Consider the following 20,900-nt stretch of genomic DNA (forward strand, 5'->3'; position numbering starts at 1 on the left):
TATTTCCGCCCACAGTATATTTGCAAATTTATTTTTTAATCGTAAATTTGCAAAAAAAGGATTGAGTATGATTGAACGAACACTGCATAAAAAGCTCTCAAAACTTACGCAAAAATATCCAATAGTGACCTTGACCGGCCCCAGGCAGTCAGGTAAATCGACTTTGCTGCGTCATTCTTTTCCCAATTATAAATATGTTTCGCTTGAAGACCCCGATATACGTTTGTTCGCAACGGATGATCCGAGAGGTTTTCTCGCGACTTATCCGGACAAAACGATTATCGACGAAGCCCAACGGGTTCCGGCTCTGTTCTCCTATATCCAGACGCATACGGATAAAGAGGGACGCGAGGGAATGTATTTGCTGGCCGGTTCGCACAATTTCCTGTTGATGGAAAATATCAACCAGTCGTTGGCTGGAAGAACCGCCATACTGAAACTTCTACCGTTTTCTCATGCGGAAATGAAAGAGAGCGAAATACTTCCACGGACAGTCGATCACGAGATTTTCAACGGAGGTTATCCTCGTCTTTATGATAAGGATATAGCACCGTCGGATTACTACCCGTTTTATATTCAAACCTATGTAGAACGGGATGTGCGTTTGATGAAAAATATCGGCGATCTGAGCAAGTTCATTCGCTTCATTAAACTGTGTGCAGGGCGTATCGGACAGCTGCTCAACCTTTCGTCGCTGGCCAATGAGTGCGGCGTTGCCGTTTCGACTATCTCGACTTGGATTTCCGTATTGGAGGCAAGCTACATTTGTTACCTGTTGAAACCCGATCATAACAATTACGCCAAACGATTGGTCAAGACCCCAAAGCTCTACTTTTACGATACGGGCTTGGCGTGTTCGCTGCTGGACATACGGACAGCCGAGCAGGTATCGACACACTTTTTACGAGGCGGTTTGTTCGAGAATCTTGTAATTAACGAGTTCGTGAAACAAGCCTATAACAAGGGGGAAGAACCCAATCTAACATTCTGGCGCGACAGCACCGGCAACGAAGTGGATTTGCTGCAATATATCGACGGCAAGTCGTACGCTTACGAAATCAAATCGGGAGCAACCTATTCGCCGGATTTCTTCAAGGGCATCGCCAAATGGGCTAAGCTATCGGGAGCAAACCCAGAACAATGCTTTGCGATCTATAATGGAGAGAAGAATATGAAAACTTCGGCCGGAGAAATCATAAAGTGGTAAAATATAAATAGATGCGTTATGCCGTTAAGAATTGATGTTCCTGAAAAATTCTTGAACCTCTTCCATAAAATCTTTGAAAACGAACCAATCGAGAATGGGAATAAATTGAACTTGTTCTCATTGAAAATATCGAATAATGCGTTTTCATATGCTACTTTGGTAGAGGAGCTTGGAGATATTCTAACGGCATATGCTCTTTCCCGAAGCGCATATGATGAATTGTGCAGCCAAAAGAAATACACTACTCTTGTATCCAAAGCGAAAGAACGTTTAAGAAAGGCAGAGAGCAATGATGGAGAATTGGGTGAGATTTTGTTATATACCATGTTAGAGGCTCACTTGAAAGCACCTAAACTGTTAACAAAACTTGAATTGAAGACCGATCCAAACCATTATGTAAATGGGGCGGACGGTGTTCATCTATTAAAAATAGATGACAATACATTCCAATTCATATTCGGTGAATCCAAACTATATTCCGACTTAAAAAAAGGCGTAAAGAAGGCTTTTGAATCTTTGAAAAATCTTTTGAAAGAGGATTTGAATAAGTTGCGCTATGAAATTCAACTCGTCAATTCAAATTTCTTAAAAGAGGCGCATGATGAACATTCTGTAGACCTGCTGAAAAAATTGCTGATCCCAAGAGAAAATGATGAGGATCTAAATATCGACCACTCATTTGGGATATTTCTGGGATTCGATGTCGAGATTACGGATGATGAACGGAAGTTAAATAATGCAGATTTCAGAGAAACTATCTATGAGAAAGTTGAGAACGCAGTGCGGGCCATTCTTCCGACGATAAATGATCATATTAAACAAGACGATTTCAGAGGATATAGTTTCTACATATACATCGTTCCATTCTCCGAGCTTAAGAAACAGAGAAAAAAGATGATTGCTGAATTAAAAAAATAGATGGAAGATGACAGCTGCAAATCAGATAGCCCAAACGATTATTTCGGATTCATATTTTCTAAAATTATACAGAGTGTGCGTTGAACGTTCTGTTTTGCGCACATTGAATATTGACACCGAAGAAAAATATACCGAAAAAGAAATTCGCGACTTATTGCGATTTGCAGACTTATTATCGACCTCTTCTATCTCGGATGCGCGTAATTACGCATATAAAATCATTACCTATCTAAATCCTTACTACAAGGATAATGTGTACTATCACACCGTTGCAAAAGCTGTTTATAGTAACTTGGGCAATTTCCCCGCTATATCTTATTTAGAAGCCGACAATAATAACACCTCTAATTTGCCGTTCGATCGCTCGGTTCAGAATGAAGCAAAAAAACTTATACAGGAAGTTCCCGATGGCGTAGGGCACGTTTTTACGGATATTCAATACGATTTGTTTTCGAAATTGATTTCATCACGCGAATTCAGTTTTTCCGGGCCGACTTCTATGGGAAAGTCTTTTGTCATCAAAGCGTTCCTGCGATGTGCAATTCAAAATACACCGCAGGAAAACTTTATCATATTGGTTCCAAGTCGTGCATTGATAAATCAATACGCCATTGAACTGAAATCTGAAATGGGAGCATTGTTGGAAACCAATAATTATAAAATAGTCACCAACTCAAATATCGCGGAGCTGCCAATAAATGAACAATGCAATTATGTTCTGATTCTTACGCCCGAGCGTTTGATCAGTTACATATCGCAGGAAAAGAATCCTTCGATAGGTTTCCTTTTCGTGGATGAAGCGCACAAATTAGCACAAACGGAAGACGCCCGCAGTATAACTACCTATACGTCTATTGAAAAAACGCTGAAAAAATATCCGGATATAAAACTTTATTTTGCCTCGCCCAATGTCTCCAATCCTGAGATCTTATTATCCATGTTTCGGAATGGAAAGGCAGAAAATACTTTTAAGACGCAAGAAACTCCAGTTGCACAAAACTTATATTTCATAGATTTATTAGAGAAGGAATTATCCTATTGTTTGAATGATGAATTCATACCGATAAATCATCCGGTATTGGCAGATATTTCGTCCATCAATGATGTATTGCTTCGCTTCGGACAACGTAGCAATTTGATATATTGTAATGCGAAATCAAAAGCAATTAGTTATGCGAAAGAACTTGCGGCGACCATAGAATGCTCCGACAATAAAGCGTTGAAGCGAGCGGCGTCTATTATCAGAGCTTATATACACCCCGATTACTACCTTGCAGACTTGGTTCAAAAAGAAATCGCATACCATTTCGGAAATATGCCGCAATTGATCCGTAATTTGATAGAAGATTTATATCGAGACGGTCATCTGAAATATATTTTCTGCACTTCAACTTTGCTGGAAGGTGTAAATATGCCCACGCAAAATCTATTTATTTTAGATGATAAAAAAGCGAAGAAGATTTTAAGACCTATTGACTTTTGGAACTTGGCAGGTAGAGCAGGACGTCTTGCGAAAGAGCTTCAAGGAAATGTGTTTTGTGTTAAACATGGAGATGTAAGTTGGGATAAGCCATCATTTTTCAAGGAAAAAGATATACAACTCGTACCAACAATATACGAAAGAATCGACCATAATCTGAAAAAGATTGAGAAGATTATTCAAGAACAAGAGATTTCTGGAACAGATATAGAACAGAACATATTGAGATATATAGCCAATATCATTTGTATAGATACACTTGAACCTAAGAATGGGTATAAAAGCCCTATAATAACAGCTTTAATAGAACGAAACAAAACGAAGATTATTGAATTGGCCAAATCTAAATCGGCTCAAAATGAAACGCCATATTTGATATTGTCTGCGAATGAATCAATAGAACTGAAGACCCAAAATAGTGCATATAAACAGTTGAAATATTTACATGCTCAAAAGCGTAATATATTATTGCCGGCACAAATCAACTATCCCAATATTTTAGAAACATTAACAAAACTATATAAACTATATAGTTGGAATGACAAATATCTCGGGAAAGAAAATTCGCTGAAATACTTTGCCATGTTAATGAATAAATGGATCAACAATAGTAGTTTGAACCAAATTATCTCGGAATCTATTGACTATTTCCATGACCACAATCGGAAACTTCGAATAAATAATGGTGATTTGGTTGATTTTGATAAAAATGACAAAACACATATAAATGCTTTAATTGGGAATATTATAGATGAAATAGAGATTGTTCTTCGATTTCAGCTTGAAAAATATTTCAATCATTATCATATGATGGTTAAAAATATTTTGGGAGAAGATAATGCCGGAGAAAATTGGGCGATGCTTTTAGAGTATGGAACTCAGAACAGAGAAATAATCGCTTTGCAAAATATGGGATTGTCGAGATATTCTGCGCAAAAAATTTTCAAGGAGTGCAGAGGTGCATTTATTTCAGAAAATGGACAACTTAAAAAAGTAGATAAACACAAAGTATTATCCAAGCTCCAAAAGGATTCAATAGAATATATCGAAGCACAAAAGTTGTTGTGACTAATATTGATGAAAAATTTATCAAGGAGTAAATTTCAAGAGATTAGTATCTCTATTCGATAAAGATATTTTTACATTAAAGTATGCCATTTTCTGCCACCTCGCGCCTCTTCTCGCCAGAAGGGACGCCTTTGGTGTTATGAACTGAAAAAGGCTTTATCTTGCCGGCGGATTTTCACCATTCATTCGATTTATTCATTTAATTATCTGCATTATGGCAAGAGAACAGGAAAAGCTATCGAAGGACGTGCTGGCCGTCCTCGACAAAAAGACGAACGATCTGCGTCTGGTCAGCGAGATGGACGAGCAGACGGGAGAGTTCAACACCGTGAGCACGGCTCCGGGCGATCGGCGCAGAGCCCTTTCGTTCGACAGCCGAACGGTTTTAGGAACCTTTTTCGAAAATCTTCGCAACCAATACGGACGCCCGTCCGACCTGGGCTGAAGTTTCTTCCGGATCGGAATCGAAAAACTCGACCGTATCCTCGATTCCATCATCCAAGTCCGCGAAGGCAAGGATCAGGACGGCTCCCTGGCCAAAGAGGTCTCCGACTACGAACTCAACAACGAGGGGCGTATCGCCAAGTTCGCCGACCGCTATAAGTTCGAGGAACGGGAACTTCCGTGGGATCAGATTCAGGCGTTGGGCCTGAACAAAGAAATCCTGCTGGAGAATCAAAGCATGGGTGACATCCTCAAGGGACGTATCCCCAACAAACTGGTACCGCTCAAACACAAGGTGGACGGCCGCTGGGTCGATCTGGGCCTCGGCACGATTTCGCCGATCCGCGACGATGCGGGCAATGTCCAACTCCGTATCTTCACACGTCTGGACGAGCCGCAGTACAAAATATCGCCGTATAAGGAGCTCTTCACGGACAAGGAAATCGAGCGCCTCGAAACCGACGGACATCTGGGTTCCACCAAGAAAATGAAAGATTTTACCTCGGGCCGCGAGTGCGAGTGTTATGTCAGCGTCCATGAGGCGACGAACCGCCTGACGACGCTTCCGGTCGATGCGCTGACGCTCCCCACCCGAATCTACGGCAAAGAGATCGGCGACGACATCAAGGCGCTGCGCTCCGGCAAGGAGATCTTCGTCGAAGACATCCACCTCAAGGACGGTCGGGTCATCTCGGGCCATGCACGCGTGGACGCCAACCGCGGAGACGTGGTGTTCCGCAACGACAATAATCCGCATCTGCGCATCCACGATACGGTTTTCGGAGTCAAGGTAAGTGCGGACATTCAGGCGAAACTGGCCAACCACGAGGTCGTCTTCATCCCCGGCATGAAAGTCGGCGGCAAGACGATCAGCACCGACCTTCGTTACAGCGACACGGGCCGGCCCCTGTTCGGCAACAACGCCCGCAATTACCGTTCGCGTCTGGGCGAGGAGAACCCGCGTCCGCGCCAGCGCGTCCGCCGGCGTCTTCCGTCGCTTCCCGGCGCACAACCCAAAGGCATGAAAATCGGTTAGCCATTATGAAACGACATGTAGAAGAGAAAGAGTTGCCGTACTTCGCGGCAACTCTTACCGCTTATTTGCGCGAAAGCCATCCCGAACTGCTCTCCGACAAACACTTCATCGCCGAACGGAGCGACCATGCGGCCCAAACCTATGAACGTGCCGTTCGCAACGGCAACAGCGTCTACGAAGCCCTGGAACTCTCGAACGCCGTTCTGTACCAAGACCTGCGTTTTTCGAAATACGATGCGATCTTCGAGGTCGTATCGGAATGGTTCCCGGAGGTCGCAGCCCGGCAGCGCACCGCTTTCTGTCTGAAACTGCTTCCCGTCTGCGAAGAGGTGTTCGAGATGTACGACCTGACCGACGACTTCGAGAGCAGCCCGTCCTATAAAAATCTTCTATTGGAACTCACCGGACTCATCCAAACCCACATCGAACTGCATGGCATACAATAAAAGAAAACATCTGGAGGCGAATATCGCCGCCCTGCGCATCGCTTTCGCTCCATCGACGGTACTTACCCCGCAGCAGCGAGATGCCCTGGCTGCGTACAGCGGCTTCGGAGCGTTGAAATGCGTCTTGCAGCCGGCCGCTGCGGACGACGACCTCGCGCAATGAAAGACAGACCGGGAACTCTTTCCGCAGGTGAGGGAGCTGCACGAACTGCTGCGCCATTATGCCGGCAGCGAACAGCGGTATAAAGACTTCGTGCAGAGCATGCGCAATTCTACGCTGACGGCATTCTACACACCGCCGGCCATCGTGCGTGCGCTCGCCGAGACGCTCCGGAATGCAGGAGTCGTTCCCCGCAGGCTGCTCGACCCCAGCGCCGGGGCCGGGATTTTCCCTTCGTCGTTCCGGGAAGCCGCCGACGGCGAAGTCGAAATCCTCTCTTTCGAGAAAGACCTGCTGACCGGACAAGTGCTCTCTGCACTGGCCCGGGAACGAGAGCAGGTCGTCATCGACGGTTTCCCAACCATCGAATCGGCCTATGACAGTTATTTCGACGTGGTAACGTCCAATATTCCCTTCGGTGATACCCGGATTTTCGACGCATCCTTTCGGAAGAGCGACGACCCGGTTCGAGGACAAGCGCTCAAGGCCGTTCACAACTATTTCTTCATCAAGGGACTGGATACGCTCCGCGAGGGCGGCATTCTGGCGTTCGTCACCTCGGCGGGCGTCATGGACGCTCCCGGCAACGAACCCGTCCGCCGCTATCTGATGGAGCATGCGCGGCTGGTTTCGGCCGTGCGGCTACCGAACAATCTCTTTACGGAGTATGCCGGCACGGAAGTGGCCAGCGATCTTGTCGTCCTACAGAAACAGAGCGAAAAGCGGAAACTTACCCCCGACGAGCAACGCTTCGTCAATTCGTCCGAGATCGGCAACGGAATTTACCTGAACGACTACCATCGGGATTTCAAGCACGCGATCCATACGACGTTTTCGCATGAAAAAGGTCTCTATGGACAATCCGCTCTCGTCCTGCACTACGACGGAGGCCCGGAACGGATCGCCGAGCGGCTGCGCGGAATCCTCGCAAATGATTTCGCAGCCCGCCTCGACACCGAACGATATACGCAATATCTTCGTCCGCTCCATATTCCGCAGGCGCAAACCGTGCCGCCGATCGCCCGGAGACAAAATCGGGTCGCGGCTCCGCAATCCGTACCGCCACCGGAGCCGGCATCCGTTGCACCGACTCCGGAAATATCGGCTCCGGCCGCATCGCTTTTCGGCAGCGCTGCCGCCGTTCCGATCGCCCGCCGTCCGCTGGGACAGCGGCGGCGAGCGGGGCGCAATACGGATACGACCGGCATGTCCGATCTCTTCACACAGGGAAATCTGTTCGCACAACCGGCGGAGGCCGCGGATGCAGCGGATGCCCCGGCAGCAGTCGCTACGCCGGCTTCGGAGAATAAAGATCCGCGGCCCTTTACCGGCACGATGCTTCCGCACTACAAAGAGCGGTCGTTGGTTCTGTTCGAAGGGCAAGTCGGGCGTCTGGGCGGCCTGACACGACAGGGCTGCACGTTCCATCCCGAAGAGCTGGGAACCTTGTCCCGATACCGGGCCGAACGCTATATCCCGTTGCGGGATACCTACCAGCTGCTCTACCGGCTCGAAATGCAGAACGAGATCGAATACAAGGGCCTGCGGCGCAAACTCAACGGATGTTACGAGAACTTCACGGCTCTGTTGGGCGATCTGAACAAGAAAGAGAATGCCGCTTTCATCCTGAATGATCCCGGCGGGCGGGAGGTGCTGGGGCTCGAACGCTTCGTAGAAGGCCGAAAACAGCTCTCCGACATCCTCCGACGCCCCGTATCGTTCGACCCTTACGAGCTCAAGCACGTCGATACGGCGGCCGAAGCGCTGGCCGCCTCGCTCAACAAGTTCGGACGGGTGGAGTTTTCCTATATGGAGTCGCTCGCATCGCGCTCCCGGCAAGAGCTGATCGACGAGCTGGGCGATCTCATTTTCTATAATCCGATGGTCAAGGGGTATGAAATCCGCGAACGGCTCGCGGCAGGGAATGTCGTCGCCAAAGCCGAATGAATCGAAAATTACCTCAAGGAGAATCCCGACGACGATGCCAGCTGCCGCTCGCTCGCGCTGCTTCGTGAGGCCGCACCCAAACGCATCGAGTTCGAGGAGCTGGATTTCAACCTCGGCGAGCGATGGATACCGACCGATATTTACGAAGGCTTCTGCGAGCATTTCTTTCAGGTGCCCGTATCGGTAAGCTATTCGGCGAAGATGGATGCCTTCGGCATCGAGAACCACGGGTACAGCCCTCTGATCTCCCAAAAATACGTCGTCAAAGGAGACTTCGAGGTCTACGACGGTATGGATCTGCTGCATCATGCCATGCTCAACACGCTGCCCAACATCAACAAGGACGGCGGCAAGGACGAACACGGCAAGACCATCCGGATTCCCGACTTCGAGGCCCGGCAGAAGGCCGACACGCTCATCACCGAAATCCGGCAGGTGTTCGTCGAATGGCTGCATGCGCAGCCCGACGATTTCAAGGAGCGGCTGACCGATCTCTACAACCGCAAATTCAACTGCTATGTCCGTCCACGCTACGACGGCAGCCACCAGCAGTTTCCGGGGCTCGACCTGCGGGGGCTGGGCATCGACGACCTGTATCCCAGCCAGAAGGATGCGATCTGGATGATCAAGCAGAACGGCGGCGGCATCTGCGACCACGAGGTCGGTACGGGCAAGACGCTCATCATGTGCGTCGCAGCGTATGAGATGCACCGTCTGGGACTGGCCCGCAAGCCGATGATCATCGGTATCAAAGCCAACATCCACGAGATCGCCCGAACCTTCCGCACGGCCTATCCCAATGCCCGTCTGCTCTATCCCGGCAAGGAGGACTTCACGCCGGAGAACCGCCTGCGGATCTTCAGCGACATCAAGAACAACAACTGGGACTGCATCATCCTTACGCACGAACAGTTCGGCAAGATACCCCAGTCGGCCGAGGTGCAGCAGCAGATTCTTCGGCAGGAGATGGACGACATAGATGAAAATCTGGCGTCCTACGAAAAGCAGGGCGGACATGTGGACGGCTGGATTCTGCGCGGTCTGGAGAAGCGCAAGGAGAATCTGGATGCCAAGCTCCACGAGTTGCAGGAGACAATCGACGCGCAAAAGGACGATACGGTAGATTTTCAGCAGATGGGAATAGATCATCTGTTCGTCGATGAGTCGCACAACTTCAAGAATCTGATGTTCAACACCCGCCACAGCCGCGTGTCGGGACTGGGAAATACCGACGGCAGTAAGAAAGCCATGAATTTGCTGTACGCCATCCGCACCATTCAGCAGCGCACGGGGCGCGATCTCGGCGCGACGTTCCTTTCGGGAACGACCATCGCCAACTCCCTGACGGAGCTGTATCTGCTGTTCAAGTATCTGCGTCCCAAAGAACTGGAGCGACAGGACATTCCCTGCTTCGATGCGTGGGCCGCGGTATTCGCGCAGAAAACATCGGAGTTCGAGTTTTCGGTGACCAACGAAGTGATCTCCAAAGAGCGTTTCCGCTATTTCATCAAGGTTCCGGAGCTGGCCATGTTCTACAACGAGATTACCGACTACCGCACGGCCGCAGACGTGGGAATAGACCGTCCCGAGCTGGACGAGGAGCTATGCCAGATACCTATGACCGACGATCAGCAGGCGTTTTTGGACAAGCTGGTGCTCTTCGCCAAGACGGGCGATCCCGAACATATCGGACGCACCGACCTGAGCGACGGAGAGGTCAAAGCCCTGATGCTGTTGGTGACGATGTACTCTAACAAACTCTCGCTCGACATGCGGCTGGTAAGTCCCGCGTATGCGGATTCGCCGGGCAACAAGGCCAGCCGCAGTGCCGCCAACATCGCAGAATACTACCGGCGATACGAAGATCAGAAAGGTACGCAGATGGTCTTTTGCGATCTCTCGACCTATAAGCCCGGCATCTGGAACGTCTATTCGGAGATCAAACGCAAACTGGTCGAAGACCACGGTATTCCGGCGCAGGAGATCCGCTTCGTACAGGAAGCCGCGAGCGACAAGGTGCGGCAGGCGATGTTCGATGCCATGAACGAAGGGAAAATCCGGGTACTCTTCGGCTCGACGCAGAAACTCGGAACGGGAGTCAATGCCCAGAAACGAATCGTCTGCATGCACCACCTCGACATTCCGTGGCGGCCGATGGATCTGGAACAGCGCAATGGCCGCGGCGCACGGAAAGGCAACATAGTCGCCAAGGAGTATGCCGGCAATAAGGTCAAAGCCTATGTCTATGCCGTTCTGCGCACGCTCGATGCCTACAAATTGAATCTGCTGCACAACAAACAGCAGTTCATCGATCAGCTCAAGCGCAACCGGTTAGGTGCGCGGCGGCTGGACGAGGGGGCCATCAGCGAGGATTCGGGGATGAACTTCGCGGAGTGGATGGCCGTGGTGTCGGGAAATACCGACCTGCTGCAAAAAGCCAAGCTCGAAGGCCGGATCGCAGCGCTGGAAAGCGAGCAGACAATCTTCATGCGCACCCGGCATGAGGCGCAGAGCCAACTGCAACGCTACACGGCGGAGATCGGACGACGGGATGCGATGCTCGAACGTCTGAAATGCGATTGGGACTATATCAACGAGGTGGCGCCGCCGGACGCCAAAGGCAAGCGGGCCAATCCCCTGCGGATCGACGGCGTGGAATCCACGGATATTGTCGCCCATGGCAAGCGCCTCGTGGAGATCGACCGCACGGTAAATACCGGTGACGATTACCAGAAAATCGGCACGCTGTTCGATTTCCGCATTCTTGTCCGCACCGAGCGAATGCAGAAAGACGGGCTGGCACTTACGGTCAATAAATTCATGGTCGAAGGGTTGGACGGCATCAAGTACACGTTCAACAACGGGCATCTGGCTGCGGAGCCGAAAACCGCGGCGACGAACTTCATCCGGGCGCTCGACACGATACCGTCACTGATGGCGACCTACGAGAAAGAGAAAAAGCAATTTACCCGCGACATTCCGACCTTCGAACAACAGATCGCAGCCGTATGGCCCAAAGAGGAGGAGCTGAAGCGGCTCAAGGCCGAGGCAGAGTCACTGACTCGGAAGATTCAACTCGACATCGCACAGAAGCAGCAGGAGATGCAGGCGAAAATAACTGATAACGGCAGTGAGTCGAAGATCGAAAACGCGGAGATTGTGGACGAGACAGCCAGACCGTCGAAGGCAGAGCTGCTTTCTGCGGCATCCGGGAGCCAAGAAGAACCGCCGGAAGAACGGGAACACGTCGTGTCTCCGCCCGAATCGGACTTTATTCGCAATCATATTCTTCTCGTGCGACCCGCGACAAACGTGAAGGCCAAAGGGCCGAAGTTATAAAAAAACGAGGCTGTCTAAAATTTGTTAGGCAGCCTCGTTGAATTTGATTGGTTATTCCCGATCAATCGTAATCGCCGTATCCGGCACTGCTTGTTCCATCGTCTGATAGAAAATACGCTTACTCTCCTGCATGTCTTTCAGATTGATGAAATCCAGTACATTATAGTATTGTTTGCCATCCTGATCCTCGACGGGACAGAGTTTCCCGCGACGTTTGTATTTCTCGACGAAATCCGGATCGAGTCGGATGAGCTGGCAGACTTCCTCCTGCGTCATCGAAAGAGAAATACGACGCTCCCGGCAGACATGCTGCAATACGAGGAGCATGTTCGAGGCTTTCATGTGGCTACGAACGAGCAGAGCGAATTTGCTTCGCTCGATAAGAATCATCTTTTTCATGACTTCTTTACTTTATTGGTTGATGTGGTGTTGGGTTCATTCCGGAGGGCTTCGAGAACGCGCGATCTGCTGTAATAGATTTTGCCGCCGTGCTTGACATAAGGGATCGTGCCGTCGCTCCGACGACGGGAGAGGGTACGATCGGACATCCGGGTAAGCATGCGGACTGCCGGAGTGTCGATCAGGTCATCGGGTAAAGGTCGAGAATTGTTTTGGATGAGTAGTTCGAGACGATTGAATCGTCGCAATACCAGACGTAATAAACGCAGAGTCGGATTACCTTTCAATGGCTTCATTGCAATGATCGTTGGTTAGACGATGCAATGATAGGAAACATTCCGATAGTAATAATTTAGTTAAAACAGGCAACTAAATAATCAACCCGCTCGTAGCACAAAAAAGCATATCCGAGTTGGATATGCTTAAATAGTATTTAATGCTTTTCTATTCGTTAATTTGCTTATGTATAATATTTTAACTATATTTGTCGTGAGTTCTTGGATATATTGTATAAGGGTGCAACAAAATGTAAGACTTCCGTCACCAATTCGTAACCCTTGCTCTTTTCAATAAAAATACCGTTCTGATTTACAGAACGGTATCTCAAAAACAGTCAGCCCCGACGGGAGGGGCCTTGCATGTCGGAATCAGAGCGTTCCCTGCTTGAGCTGCTCGACGAAACGGTCGATGCGCCGAAGCTGCTGGGGAATCTTGATCGACTGCGGGCAGTGCGACACGCACTGGTTGCAGCCGATGCAATGGCTCGCCTGCCGGAGTTTGGGAACCGAGCGGTCGTAACCGACGAGGAACGCCCGGCGAGCCTCCCGGTAGCCGGGATCCTGCCGGTCCTTGGGCACGTTGCCTTCGTTCACGCAGCGGTTGTAATGGGCGAAGATCGCCGGGATGTCCAGCCCGTAGGGGCAGGGCATGCAGTACTGGCACTCGGTGCAGGGCACGGTGGGGTATTTGAGCATCAGCTGCGCGGTATCTTCGAGCAGTGCCAGTTCCCCGTCAGTGCAGGGTTCGAGCAGCGAGTAGGTGCGGATGTTGTCCTGCAGGTGCTCCATGTAGGTCATGCCGCTCAGCACGGTCAGCACCCCGGGCCAGGAACCCGCGTAGCGGAAGGCCCACGAAGCGGTGCTCTGCGCCGGGCGGCGCTCCTTGAGCCGTTCGACCAGATGGTCGTTGAGCCGCGAAAGACGCCCGCCGAGCAGCGGTTCCATGATCACGGCCGGGATGCCGCGCTTCTCCAGCTCGCCGTAAAGGTATTCGGCGTTGACGTTGCGGCCCGAAGCGTGCTTCCAGTCGACGTAGTTCATCTGGATCTGGACGAAATCCCACCGCGCCTCACCGTTGTCGTGCATCGCCAGCAGGTGGTCGAAGACCTTCTGGTCGCCGTGGAACGACCACCCGAGGTTGCGGATGCGCCCCGCCTCGCGCTCGCGCAGCAGGAAGTCGAGAACGCCGTTGTCGACGAAGCGCTCGTTGAAGGTCTCGACGCCTTTGCCGCCGCCCACCGAGTGAAGCAGGTAGTAGTCGAGGTAATCGACTTGCAGGTCGGCCAGCGACTGGCGGTACATGGCCAGCGAATTCTCGCGCGTGGGGTTCGAGAAGTTGGACATCTTCGTGGCGATGAAGAACCGGTCGCGCGGATGGCGTTTGAGGGCAATGCCCGTCGACTTCTCGGAAAAGCCCTGTATGTAGACGGGCGACGTGTCGAAATAATTGACCCCGTGGGCGATAGCATAGTCGACCAGTTCGTTGACAGCCTCCTGGTCGATCGGATTGCCGTCGGCCGCGGGGCTTTCCAGCAGGGGCCAGCGCATGCAGCCGTAGCCCAGCAGCGACACCCGGTCGCCCGTCGCGGGGCACTCCCGGAAGGTCATCGCACCGGTCGGGACCTCCCCGACGGCGGCGGTCTTCTCCGACGCACCCTTCGTCCTGCAACCGTAAAGCCCGGCGGTCGCAGCAGCTGCGCCGACACCGAACGTTTTGAGGAATTTCCGGCGGTCTATCTTTTTCTTCTCCATGTTTTTCTTGCGTTTAGACGGTTCTGTGGCGCGAATGGCCTTCGACATAAATGGCGCTGAACGGACGCGCCGGGCAGAGATTCTCGCAGGCCCCGCAGCCGATGCAGCGTTCTTCGTTCACGGCGGGGATGCGCGGCGACTTGGGGTCGTCGGGGTCCCGGTGCACCATGCTGATCGCCCCGGCGGGACAATGGCGCGCGCAGTTGTTGCAGGTGACGCCGTCGGTGTTGACCACGCAATTCTCCGCAATCCACACGGCATGACCGATCTGAATCGACGATTTCTCGGCGAGGCCGGTCAGGCGGATGGCGTCCGTGGGGCACACCTCGGCGCACTTCGCACACTCCGGGCGGCAGTATCCGCGCTCGAACGACATTTCGGGCTGCATGAGGGTCATCAGCTTGCCCGACGGCCGCAGCACCTGGTTGGGGCACACCGAGACGCAGAGCTGGCATCCCGTGCAATGGGCATTGAAGTGACGCAGGCTCCGCGCTCCGGGCGGTACGACGGGCGTGGTGCGGTTCGGAACCTTCTTGTCGGCGATCACCGCCAGGCCGCCGTCGACCTTTTTCTCCTGCGCCCGGAGCGCGGAGTAGGCCGCGACGCCCGCCAGGCCGAGAAACCGGCGGCGCGAAGCGTCGGAAGGCGCCTTTGCGGCGTCGGCGGCCGGTTTCCGCGACGCGGAAGCCGGGACCGGATTACGCCGCCGCAGCGTATAGGTGATAGCCCCCTGGCGGCAGTTTTCGAGGCAGTCCATGCAGGCCACGCAGCGGCTGTAATCGATCTTATGGGCCACAGGGTCGATGCACGAGGCCTTGCAGTTACGGGCGCAGAGCTTGCAGCCGTTGCACTTCGAGACGTCGAAGCGCGGCTTGAACAGCGAGTAGCGGGCGAGTAATCCCAGCACCGTACCCACCGGACAGACCGTATTGCAGTACGTGCGCCCGTTGCGCCACGCGAGGATAAAGAGTACGACGAACGTTACGACGGCGACGAGGAACGTGGAGAGGCCCTTCATCCAGACATCGACCGAATAGAAGGCGTAGCTGTCCATGCGCTCGGCGATGTATGCCAGCAGGTTGTTGCCCCACGCATAAACCGGAGCCAGCAGGTTCGAGGCGATGCGGCCGTAGGCGCTGTAAGGCGCGAGCAGCGAACCGATGCCCGCCAGCATCGCGGCGACGAACACGACGAGCATTCCCCGGCGCAGCCAGGTGAGGGCGGGGGAGTACGCGAAGCGGTTCCGGTGTTTCCTGCGCTTGCCGGAAGCCCACGAAATGACGTCCTGCATCACGCCCAGCGGACAGATGACCGAACAGTACACGCGGCCGAAAAGAAGCGTCAGGATCACCAGGAACGCCACGACGCCGACATTCAGGGCCAGCAGGGCGGGCAGGAACTGGATTTTCGCCATCCAGCCCAGCCACGCGTGGAGCGTTCCGGTAAAATCGAGGAACAGCAGCGTCGTCAGCACGAAGAAAAAGGCCGCGGCCGCAATTCGGATTTTTCGTAACATAGATTTAAGTCTGAATCAAGTAAGTTTATATCGGAACTCATGCTATACCGGACCGTCGCCATCCGGCCGCCGGGTTATGCCTCATCAAGCCCGCAAGCCTAATTCATACGCCTCCTGCATCGCGGGCGAGGACTTGATCTCCCCGGCGTGCCAGGCCCCGACGCCATAGACGACGCCCTTCTCCGTCGGCCCTTCGAGGCAGTCGAGGAAGCCCCGAAAACACTCCACCGTGCGCTGCATCATCCCGATGCTCTGCTCGGCGGCCGTCAGGATGAAGTAGAATTCCTTGTCGTTCATCTCGGTATAGCGGGCGCAGGCGCGGTCGATCAGGGTCTTCATCTGGCCGCACACCGTGTAGAAATAGACCGGCGAGGCCATCACGATCACGTCCGCGTCGACCATCTTCCCGACCACTTCGGCCGCATCGTCCTGCTGCGGGCAGGGGTGCTCGCCGTTGTAACAACGGTTGCAGCCCATGCAGTAGTTGATTTTTTTGTCTTTGAGAAATATCTTCTCAACCTCAAGGCCCGCCTTGCGGGCGCCCTCCAGAAAACGGTCGCACAGCAGGTCGGAATTTCCGCCGCGGCGCGGGCTGGAGGAGAGGATCAAAACTTTCTTTGCCATATTTTTAGTTTACTGTTTCTGCCACGGTCATCGGCCCTGATTCGTGCCGCTTCAGCGGCACGAATTCCCTGCCCGGGGCGGGTTTGGGGCGGGTCGGATTGGTAAACGACGCCATCGGCGGCGAATGCGACCAGCGGATTGATTCAATGCAAATTACTCAACCATTCAACCGTTTCGGGATCGCGGTGATCCAGAAAACTGCTCTCCGGGCGGTCCAGCGAGGCGATCACGGCCATGTCCTCGGCGTCGAGCGCGAAGCCGAACACGTCGAAATTCTCCGCGATGCGCTCCGCGTGCACCGACTTGGGAATGCAGACCACACCGCGCTGGATCAGCCAGCGCAACACCACCTGCGCCACCGTCTTTTTGTACCTGGCGGCAATCGCCAGCAGGATTTCGTTCGAGAACAGCCCGTTTTTGCCCTCGGCGAAGGGTGCCCACGACTCGATCTGCACGCCTTTCGTGCGCATGAACTCCGCGGCGGCGGTCTGCTGGTGGAACGGATGGGTCTCGACCTGGTTGACCGCCGGCACGATCTCGTTGTGCAGGATCAGGTCCTGAAGGCGGTCGGGGTAGAAGTTCGACACGCCGATGGCGCGGATGCGGCCCTCGCGGTAAAGCTCCTCCATGGCGCGCCACGAACCGTAGACATCGCCGTAAGGCTGGTGGATCAGGTAGAGGTCGAGATACTCCAGTCCCAACTTCCGCATCGACTCCTCAAACGCCTTTCTGGCAGGCTCATAACCCGCGTCGCTGATCCACAGTTTCGTGGTGATGAACAGCTCCTCGCGGGGAATGCCGCTGCGGCGGACGGCGCGTCCCACGGCCTCCTCGTTGTCGTAGGCCGCGGCGGTGTCGATCGAGCGGTAACCGGTCTTCAGGGCGTCGCCGACCGCCTGCTCGCAGACCTCCGGGTCCGCAATCTGATAAACGCCGAAGCCGAGGAGCGGCATTTCGACGCCGTTGTTCAATTTTACGTATTCCATATTTTCACTCTTTTTCTATTTTTCCGGCAAAACTTCGTTCAGGCACGCGATGCCGTTCAGCGTGCGGGGATAACCGATATAGGGCAGCAGCTGCGTCACGACGGCCAGCAAGGTGGCCTTGTCGTTGCCGACGTTCGCATTCCCGGCGATGTGGCCCTTCACCTGCGATTCGCAGCCCCCGAGCGAGACGAGCATCGAGAAGGTCAGCAGCTCGCGCATCTTCACGTCCAGTCCCCCGCGGGTCAGGAAATCGCCGAAGCAGTTGTCCGACAGATAACGCTGGATGTGCTTCTGGTTCGCGGGGGCCGCCTCGCGCATCCCGTCGATGCGCTCCGCGCCGAAAATCGACCGCTGCACCGCCAGTCCCTTTTCGAAACGGTCCGCGGGCGAGGTCGTCGACTGGCCCGCGAGCGGCAGCGTCACGCCGCGCGCCTCCAGCACCTCGTTGGTAATCCCCACGAAGTCGGCGACCTTCGCCATGCCGACGTAAGGTACGGCCTGATAAAGCGCCTCTTTCACCTCGACGGGCGTCACCCCGGCGTTCAGCGCGCCTTCGAGCGTCGTCCGGTAGGCGGTCCGGCCCTGCGAGGCGATGTTCGAAGCCAGGATGCACAGCATGCGCGTCCGCGTGTCGAGCTGGCCGTAGGCGGTCACTTCGCCGAGCGCAAAGTTACCAAAAATTTCAAATAATTCGGGATCCGCATCCCCGACTTCAGGGATTCCGTCCGGAAACAGCTCCGAAAGGCTGCGCCGGGCATCCCCGCCCAAACGGGATTCAGGACCGGCGGAAGCCGTGGCGGCGGCGTACTGCGCATCGTCGACGGGGTCCAGCCACCGATTCACGTTGGTCGCGGGGTTGCACTCGACGGCCAGGTGCGAGAACCAGCTGTCGGGAGCCGCGCCGTGCCAGTGCACCGCGTCGGGCGCGATCTCCACGATGTCGCCCGGAAGCAGCACCCGGGCCGGACGGCCCTTCTCCTGATAATAACCCCGGCCCCCGACGGCGATCAGGAGCTGGCCGCCCGTATGGCTGTGCCAGTTGTTGCGGCATCCGGGCGAAAAAGTGACGTTCGACACGGGCACGTTCATCCGCTTGTCGGCCGTCAGCGGGGCCAGCCAGGCCTGCCCGATAAAGTACTTCGAAAATTGTTCCGGCAGTTTGTCGCCCACGGGAAACGGGCTGACTTTTTTCGGTATTTCCATATTTTGTGCATTTAAGGATTGCAGGATTCCGCCCGAAAAGAGGGCTGCGGCGGCCAGGGCCGCGAAGAGGATTCGTTTCATCGGTTCAAAGGAATGGTTTCACGATACAAAAATAGGGTGTTTCGCGCAACGATTCCGTACCCCGATTACGGTTCGGCATACCATTATTACGGAGCGGCGCCATTTTCAGGCGGGCGAAGACGGTCTGCATGTAAAACCGGTTCTGCGCGCCCAGGCACAGAACCGGATCAAAAACGGATCGGCAGGCGACTGCCCCTAAAACCGGCGTCTTACGCCGGCAAAGGTTTTAGCTCCGCCGCCCCTGATTGGCAACCGCCTCCATCAGTTTGGCGATTTCGGCGGGGTCGCCCAGAAAATAGTCCTTCACACAGCCCAGCCCCTCGTCGAATTCGAAGACGTAGGGCACGGCCGTCGGGAGGTTGAACTCCGAGATGGCCTCGTCCGAAATCCCTTTCAGGTTCTTGATGATGCCCCGCAGGCTGTTGCCGTGGGCCACCACCAGCAGTTCGTCGTGGCGGGCCAGCGCCGGGAGGATTTCGCACTCCCAGTAGGGCATCGTGCGGGCCACGGTGTCTTTCAACGACTCGGTGCGGGGCAGCGAGGCGTCGGGAATCCCGGCGTAGCGGGGATCGAGGCGCGGATTGCGTGGGTCGTCCTCGGCCAGGGGCGCGGGGGCCACATCGTAGCTGCGGCGCCAGACGTGCACCTGCTCGTCGCCGTATTTCTCGGCCGTCTCGCGCTTGTTCAGCCCCTGGAGCATGCCGTAGTGCTTCTCGTTGAGCCGCCATGTCTTCGTCACCGGAATCCAGTCCCGGTCCATCCTGTCGAGCACGGCGTCGAGGGTCTTCACGGCCCGTTTCAGATAGGAGGTATAGGCGCGGCCGAAATGAAACCCCTCCCTGCGGAGCGTTTCGCCGGCTTTGACGGCCTCGGCGACGCCCTTCTCGCTCAAGTCCACGTCGGTCCATCCCGTGAACCGGTTTTCCCTGTTCCAAACGCTCTCGCCGTGGCGGAGCAATACGATCTTTTTCATAACTGTCCGACTGCGTTTTCGGGTTCGGCACGCACTTCGTTCTCCAAATGGCGATGCTCGTCGAAATCACTGATATTCTGCATGGTAGTGTGCGCTATATTATCCACTGCTTCACGTGTGAAGAAGCCCTGGTGCGAGGTGACGATCACGTTGTTGAACGACAGCAGGCGCGCCAGCACGTCGTCGTCCATGATGCGGTCCGAGGTGTCCTCGTAGAAGTACCCGGCCTCCTCCTCGTAAACGTCCAGTCCGGCAGCTCCGATCTTCTTCTCCTTCAGTCCGTCGATCAGCGCCTCGGTGTGGATCAGCTGGCCGCGGCCCGTGTTGATGAGGATCACGCCCGGTTTCATGTGCGAAATGGCCACGTCGCCGATCATGTAGCGCGTCTGGTCGGTCAGCGGGCAGTGGAGCGAAATGATGTCCGCACGACTGTACAGTTCGTCGAGCGGCACATAGGCGATGCCCGCTTCCGCGGCATACTGCGGGTCGGGGAAAAGATCGTTGGCCACGACCTCCATGCCGAATCCCTTGAGAATGCGGATCAGCTCGCGGGCGATCTTGCCCGTGCCGACGATGCCCGCGGTCTTGCCGTACATGTCGAAGCCCATCAGCCCGTGAAGCGAGAAGTTGCCGTCGCGCGTGCGCCAGTAGGCGCGGTGTATCTTGCGGTTGAGCGCCAGCATCAGCGCCACGGCGTGTTCCGCCACGGCGTGCGGCGAATAGGCCGGAACCCGCACCACGGGAATCCCGTAACGGGCGGCGGCGTTCAGATCGACGTTGTTGAAGCCCGCGCAGCGCAGCGCGATCAGCTTCACACCCATCCCGGCCAGCTGGCGGATGGTCTCGGCGTCGGCCGTGTCGTTGACGAAGATGCAGACCGCATCGGAACCCTGCGCAAGGGCTACATTATTGGCGTTCAGGTGGCTGCGGTGGTAGCAGATGTCAAACCCGTAGGCGTCGCGGATGCGGTCGAACGACTCCCGGTCGTAGGGCTGCGTGCCGAATAGCGTTATTTTCATAGTTGCACTTTTTACTCCATATAT

At 54.2% G+C, this 20,900-nt stretch carries 17 protein-coding genes and 2 pseudogenes; 9 read left to right on the forward strand and 10 right to left on the reverse strand.

Annotated elements, in window-relative coordinates; translation table 11 throughout:
• Nucleotides 1-67 precede the first annotated feature (67 nt).
• The 9 genes from ACGHP5_RS15930 to ACGHP5_RS15970 all read left to right on the forward strand — a co-directional run bounded on the left by ACGHP5_RS15930 (nucleotide 68) and on the right by ACGHP5_RS15970 (nucleotide 12,045).
• Entirely contained in the window at nucleotides 68-1,207 is a 1,140-nt protein-coding gene (locus ACGHP5_RS15930) for an ATP-binding protein (protein ID WP_288540499.1), read from the forward strand.
• A gap of 18 nt (nucleotides 1,208-1,225) precedes the next feature.
• A complete protein-coding gene (locus tag ACGHP5_RS15935; protein WP_015546603.1) occupies nucleotides 1,226-2,125 on the forward strand; it encodes a DUF1837 domain-containing protein in 900 nt (299 codons plus the stop codon).
• A 7-nt stretch (nucleotides 2,126-2,132) separates the two neighbouring features.
• A complete protein-coding gene (locus ACGHP5_RS15940; protein WP_044054139.1) occupies nucleotides 2,133-4,673 on the forward strand; it encodes a DEAD/DEAH box helicase in 2,541 nt (846 codons plus the stop codon).
• A gap of 214 nt (nucleotides 4,674-4,887) precedes the next feature.
• The gene (locus ACGHP5_RS15945) at nucleotides 4,888-5,118 is read left to right on the forward strand and encodes a hypothetical protein (protein ID WP_147326490.1); all 231 of its coding nucleotides are present in this window, start codon (nucleotides 4,888-4,890) and stop codon (nucleotides 5,116-5,118) included.
• A 132-nt stretch (nucleotides 5,119-5,250) separates the two neighbouring features.
• Nucleotides 5,251-6,153 carry a DUF3945 domain-containing protein gene (locus tag ACGHP5_RS15950; protein ID WP_259295431.1) on the forward strand — a complete coding sequence of 301 codons (903 nt, stop codon included), beginning with the start codon at nucleotides 5,251-5,253 and terminating at the stop codon, nucleotides 6,151-6,153.
• Nucleotides 6,154-6,158: 5 nt separating this feature from the next.
• On the forward strand, nucleotides 6,159-6,599 hold the full coding sequence (locus ACGHP5_RS15955) for a DUF1896 domain-containing protein (protein WP_117506975.1): 441 nt from the start codon (nucleotides 6,159-6,161) through the stop codon (nucleotides 6,597-6,599).
• Nucleotides 6,586-6,762, forward strand: coding sequence for a hypothetical protein (locus ACGHP5_RS15960; protein ID WP_018697339.1), 177 nt, complete (start codon nucleotides 6,586-6,588; stop codon nucleotides 6,760-6,762). Before ACGHP5_RS15955 ends, ACGHP5_RS15960 begins: the two co-directional genes overlap by 14 nt.
• Before the next feature lie 27 nt (nucleotides 6,763-6,789).
• Complete coding sequence (locus ACGHP5_RS15965; RefSeq protein WP_259295428.1) at nucleotides 6,790-8,706, forward strand: N-6 DNA methylase; 1,917 nt, start codon at nucleotides 6,790-6,792, stop codon at nucleotides 8,704-8,706.
• A 171-nt stretch (nucleotides 8,707-8,877) separates the two neighbouring features.
• Entirely contained in the window at nucleotides 8,878-12,045 is a 3,168-nt protein-coding gene (locus tag ACGHP5_RS15970) for a helicase-related protein (protein ID WP_390567676.1), read from the forward strand.
• Between the two features lie 51 nt (nucleotides 12,046-12,096).
• Here the strand turns inward: ACGHP5_RS15970 and ACGHP5_RS15975 are convergent, their stop codons facing one another.
• The 10 genes and pseudogenes from ACGHP5_RS15975 to ACGHP5_RS16020 form a co-directional block, all read right to left on the reverse strand.
• Complete coding sequence (locus ACGHP5_RS15975; protein ID WP_015546599.1) at nucleotides 12,097-12,444, reverse strand: hypothetical protein; 348 nt, start codon at nucleotides 12,442-12,444, stop codon at nucleotides 12,097-12,099.
• Nucleotides 12,441-12,740, reverse strand: coding sequence for a helix-turn-helix domain-containing protein (locus ACGHP5_RS15980; protein ID WP_138265195.1), 300 nt, complete (start codon nucleotides 12,738-12,740; stop codon nucleotides 12,441-12,443). The genes ACGHP5_RS15975 and ACGHP5_RS15980 overlap by 4 nt, the downstream gene beginning before the upstream one ends.
• A gap of 351 nt (nucleotides 12,741-13,091) precedes the next feature.
• The gene (locus ACGHP5_RS15985) at nucleotides 13,092-14,474 is read right to left on the reverse strand and encodes an aldo/keto reductase (RefSeq protein WP_390567678.1); all 1,383 of its coding nucleotides are present in this window, start codon (nucleotides 14,472-14,474) and stop codon (nucleotides 13,092-13,094) included.
• A gap of 13 nt (nucleotides 14,475-14,487) precedes the next feature.
• A pseudogene (locus ACGHP5_RS15990) lies at nucleotides 14,488-15,075 on the reverse strand (4Fe-4S dicluster domain-containing protein); the annotation flags it as partial.
• Between the two features lie 107 nt (nucleotides 15,076-15,182).
• Nucleotides 15,183-15,990, reverse strand: a pseudogene (locus tag ACGHP5_RS15995) (4Fe-4S binding protein); the annotation flags it as partial.
• A gap of 84 nt (nucleotides 15,991-16,074) precedes the next feature.
• Complete coding sequence (locus ACGHP5_RS16000) at nucleotides 16,075-16,614, reverse strand: flavodoxin family protein (RefSeq protein ID WP_337657919.1); 540 nt, start codon at nucleotides 16,612-16,614, stop codon at nucleotides 16,075-16,077.
• A 143-nt stretch (nucleotides 16,615-16,757) separates the two neighbouring features.
• Complete coding sequence (locus ACGHP5_RS16005) at nucleotides 16,758-17,600, reverse strand: aldo/keto reductase (RefSeq protein ID WP_295900724.1); 843 nt, start codon at nucleotides 17,598-17,600, stop codon at nucleotides 16,758-16,760.
• 15 nt (nucleotides 17,601-17,615) lie between these two features.
• Nucleotides 17,616-18,884 carry a carboxymuconolactone decarboxylase family protein gene (locus tag ACGHP5_RS16010; RefSeq protein WP_337772193.1) on the reverse strand — a complete coding sequence of 423 codons (1,269 nt, stop codon included), beginning with the start codon at nucleotides 18,882-18,884 and terminating at the stop codon, nucleotides 17,616-17,618.
• A gap of 226 nt (nucleotides 18,885-19,110) precedes the next feature.
• Entirely contained in the window at nucleotides 19,111-19,857 is a 747-nt protein-coding gene (gene gpmA, locus ACGHP5_RS16015) for a 2,3-diphosphoglycerate-dependent phosphoglycerate mutase (protein WP_295900730.1), read from the reverse strand.
• Entirely contained in the window at nucleotides 19,854-20,876 is a 1,023-nt protein-coding gene (locus ACGHP5_RS16020; RefSeq protein ID WP_390567681.1) for a 2-hydroxyacid dehydrogenase, read from the reverse strand. The genes gpmA and ACGHP5_RS16020 overlap by 4 nt, the downstream gene beginning before the upstream one ends.
• Nucleotides 20,877-20,900 lie beyond the last annotated feature (24 nt).

Origin of the sequence: Alistipes sp. i18-0019-D1 (genome assembly GCF_042852885.1) — a bacterium.
GTDB lineage: Bacteria > Bacteroidota > Bacteroidia > Bacteroidales > Rikenellaceae > Alistipes.

What these genes read in the sequence shown, in the direction of transcription:
- ACGHP5_RS15945 (WP_147326490.1), top strand. Translation starts at nt 4,888, where the DNA reads ATGGCAAGAGAACAGGAAAAGCTATCGAAGGACGTGCTGGCCGTCCTC.
- gpmA (WP_295900730.1), bottom strand. Translation starts at nt 19,857, where the DNA reads ATGAAAAAGATCGTATTGCTCCGCCACGGCGAGAGCGTTTGGAACAGG.
- ACGHP5_RS16010 (WP_337772193.1), bottom strand. Translation starts at nt 18,884, where the DNA reads ATGAAACGAATCCTCTTCGCGGCCCTGGCCGCCGCAGCCCTCTTTTCG.
- ACGHP5_RS16005 (WP_295900724.1), bottom strand. Translation starts at nt 17,600, where the DNA reads ATGGAATACGTAAAATTGAACAACGGCGTCGAAATGCCGCTCCTCGGC.
- ACGHP5_RS15960 (WP_018697339.1), top strand. Translation starts at nt 6,586, where the DNA reads ATGGCATACAATAAAAGAAAACATCTGGAGGCGAATATCGCCGCCCTG.
- ACGHP5_RS15930 (WP_288540499.1), top strand. Translation starts at nt 68, where the DNA reads ATGATTGAACGAACACTGCATAAAAAGCTCTCAAAACTTACGCAAAAA.
- ACGHP5_RS16020 (WP_390567681.1), bottom strand. Translation starts at nt 20,876, where the DNA reads ATGAAAATAACGCTATTCGGCACGCAGCCCTACGACCGGGAGTCGTTC.
- ACGHP5_RS15935 (WP_015546603.1), top strand. Translation starts at nt 1,226, where the DNA reads ATGCCGTTAAGAATTGATGTTCCTGAAAAATTCTTGAACCTCTTCCAT.
- ACGHP5_RS15975 (WP_015546599.1), bottom strand. Translation starts at nt 12,444, where the DNA reads ATGAAAAAGATGATTCTTATCGAGCGAAGCAAATTCGCTCTGCTCGTT.
- ACGHP5_RS16000 (WP_337657919.1), bottom strand. Translation starts at nt 16,614, where the DNA reads ATGGCAAAGAAAGTTTTGATCCTCTCCTCCAGCCCGCGCCGCGGCGGA.
- ACGHP5_RS15940 (WP_044054139.1), top strand. Translation starts at nt 2,133, where the DNA reads ATGACAGCTGCAAATCAGATAGCCCAAACGATTATTTCGGATTCATAT.
- ACGHP5_RS15985 (WP_390567678.1), bottom strand. Translation starts at nt 14,474, where the DNA reads ATGGAGAAGAAAAAGATAGACCGCCGGAAATTCCTCAAAACGTTCGGT.
- ACGHP5_RS15955 (WP_117506975.1), top strand. Translation starts at nt 6,159, where the DNA reads ATGAAACGACATGTAGAAGAGAAAGAGTTGCCGTACTTCGCGGCAACT.
- ACGHP5_RS15980 (WP_138265195.1), bottom strand. Translation starts at nt 12,740, where the DNA reads ATGAAGCCATTGAAAGGTAATCCGACTCTGCGTTTATTACGTCTGGTA.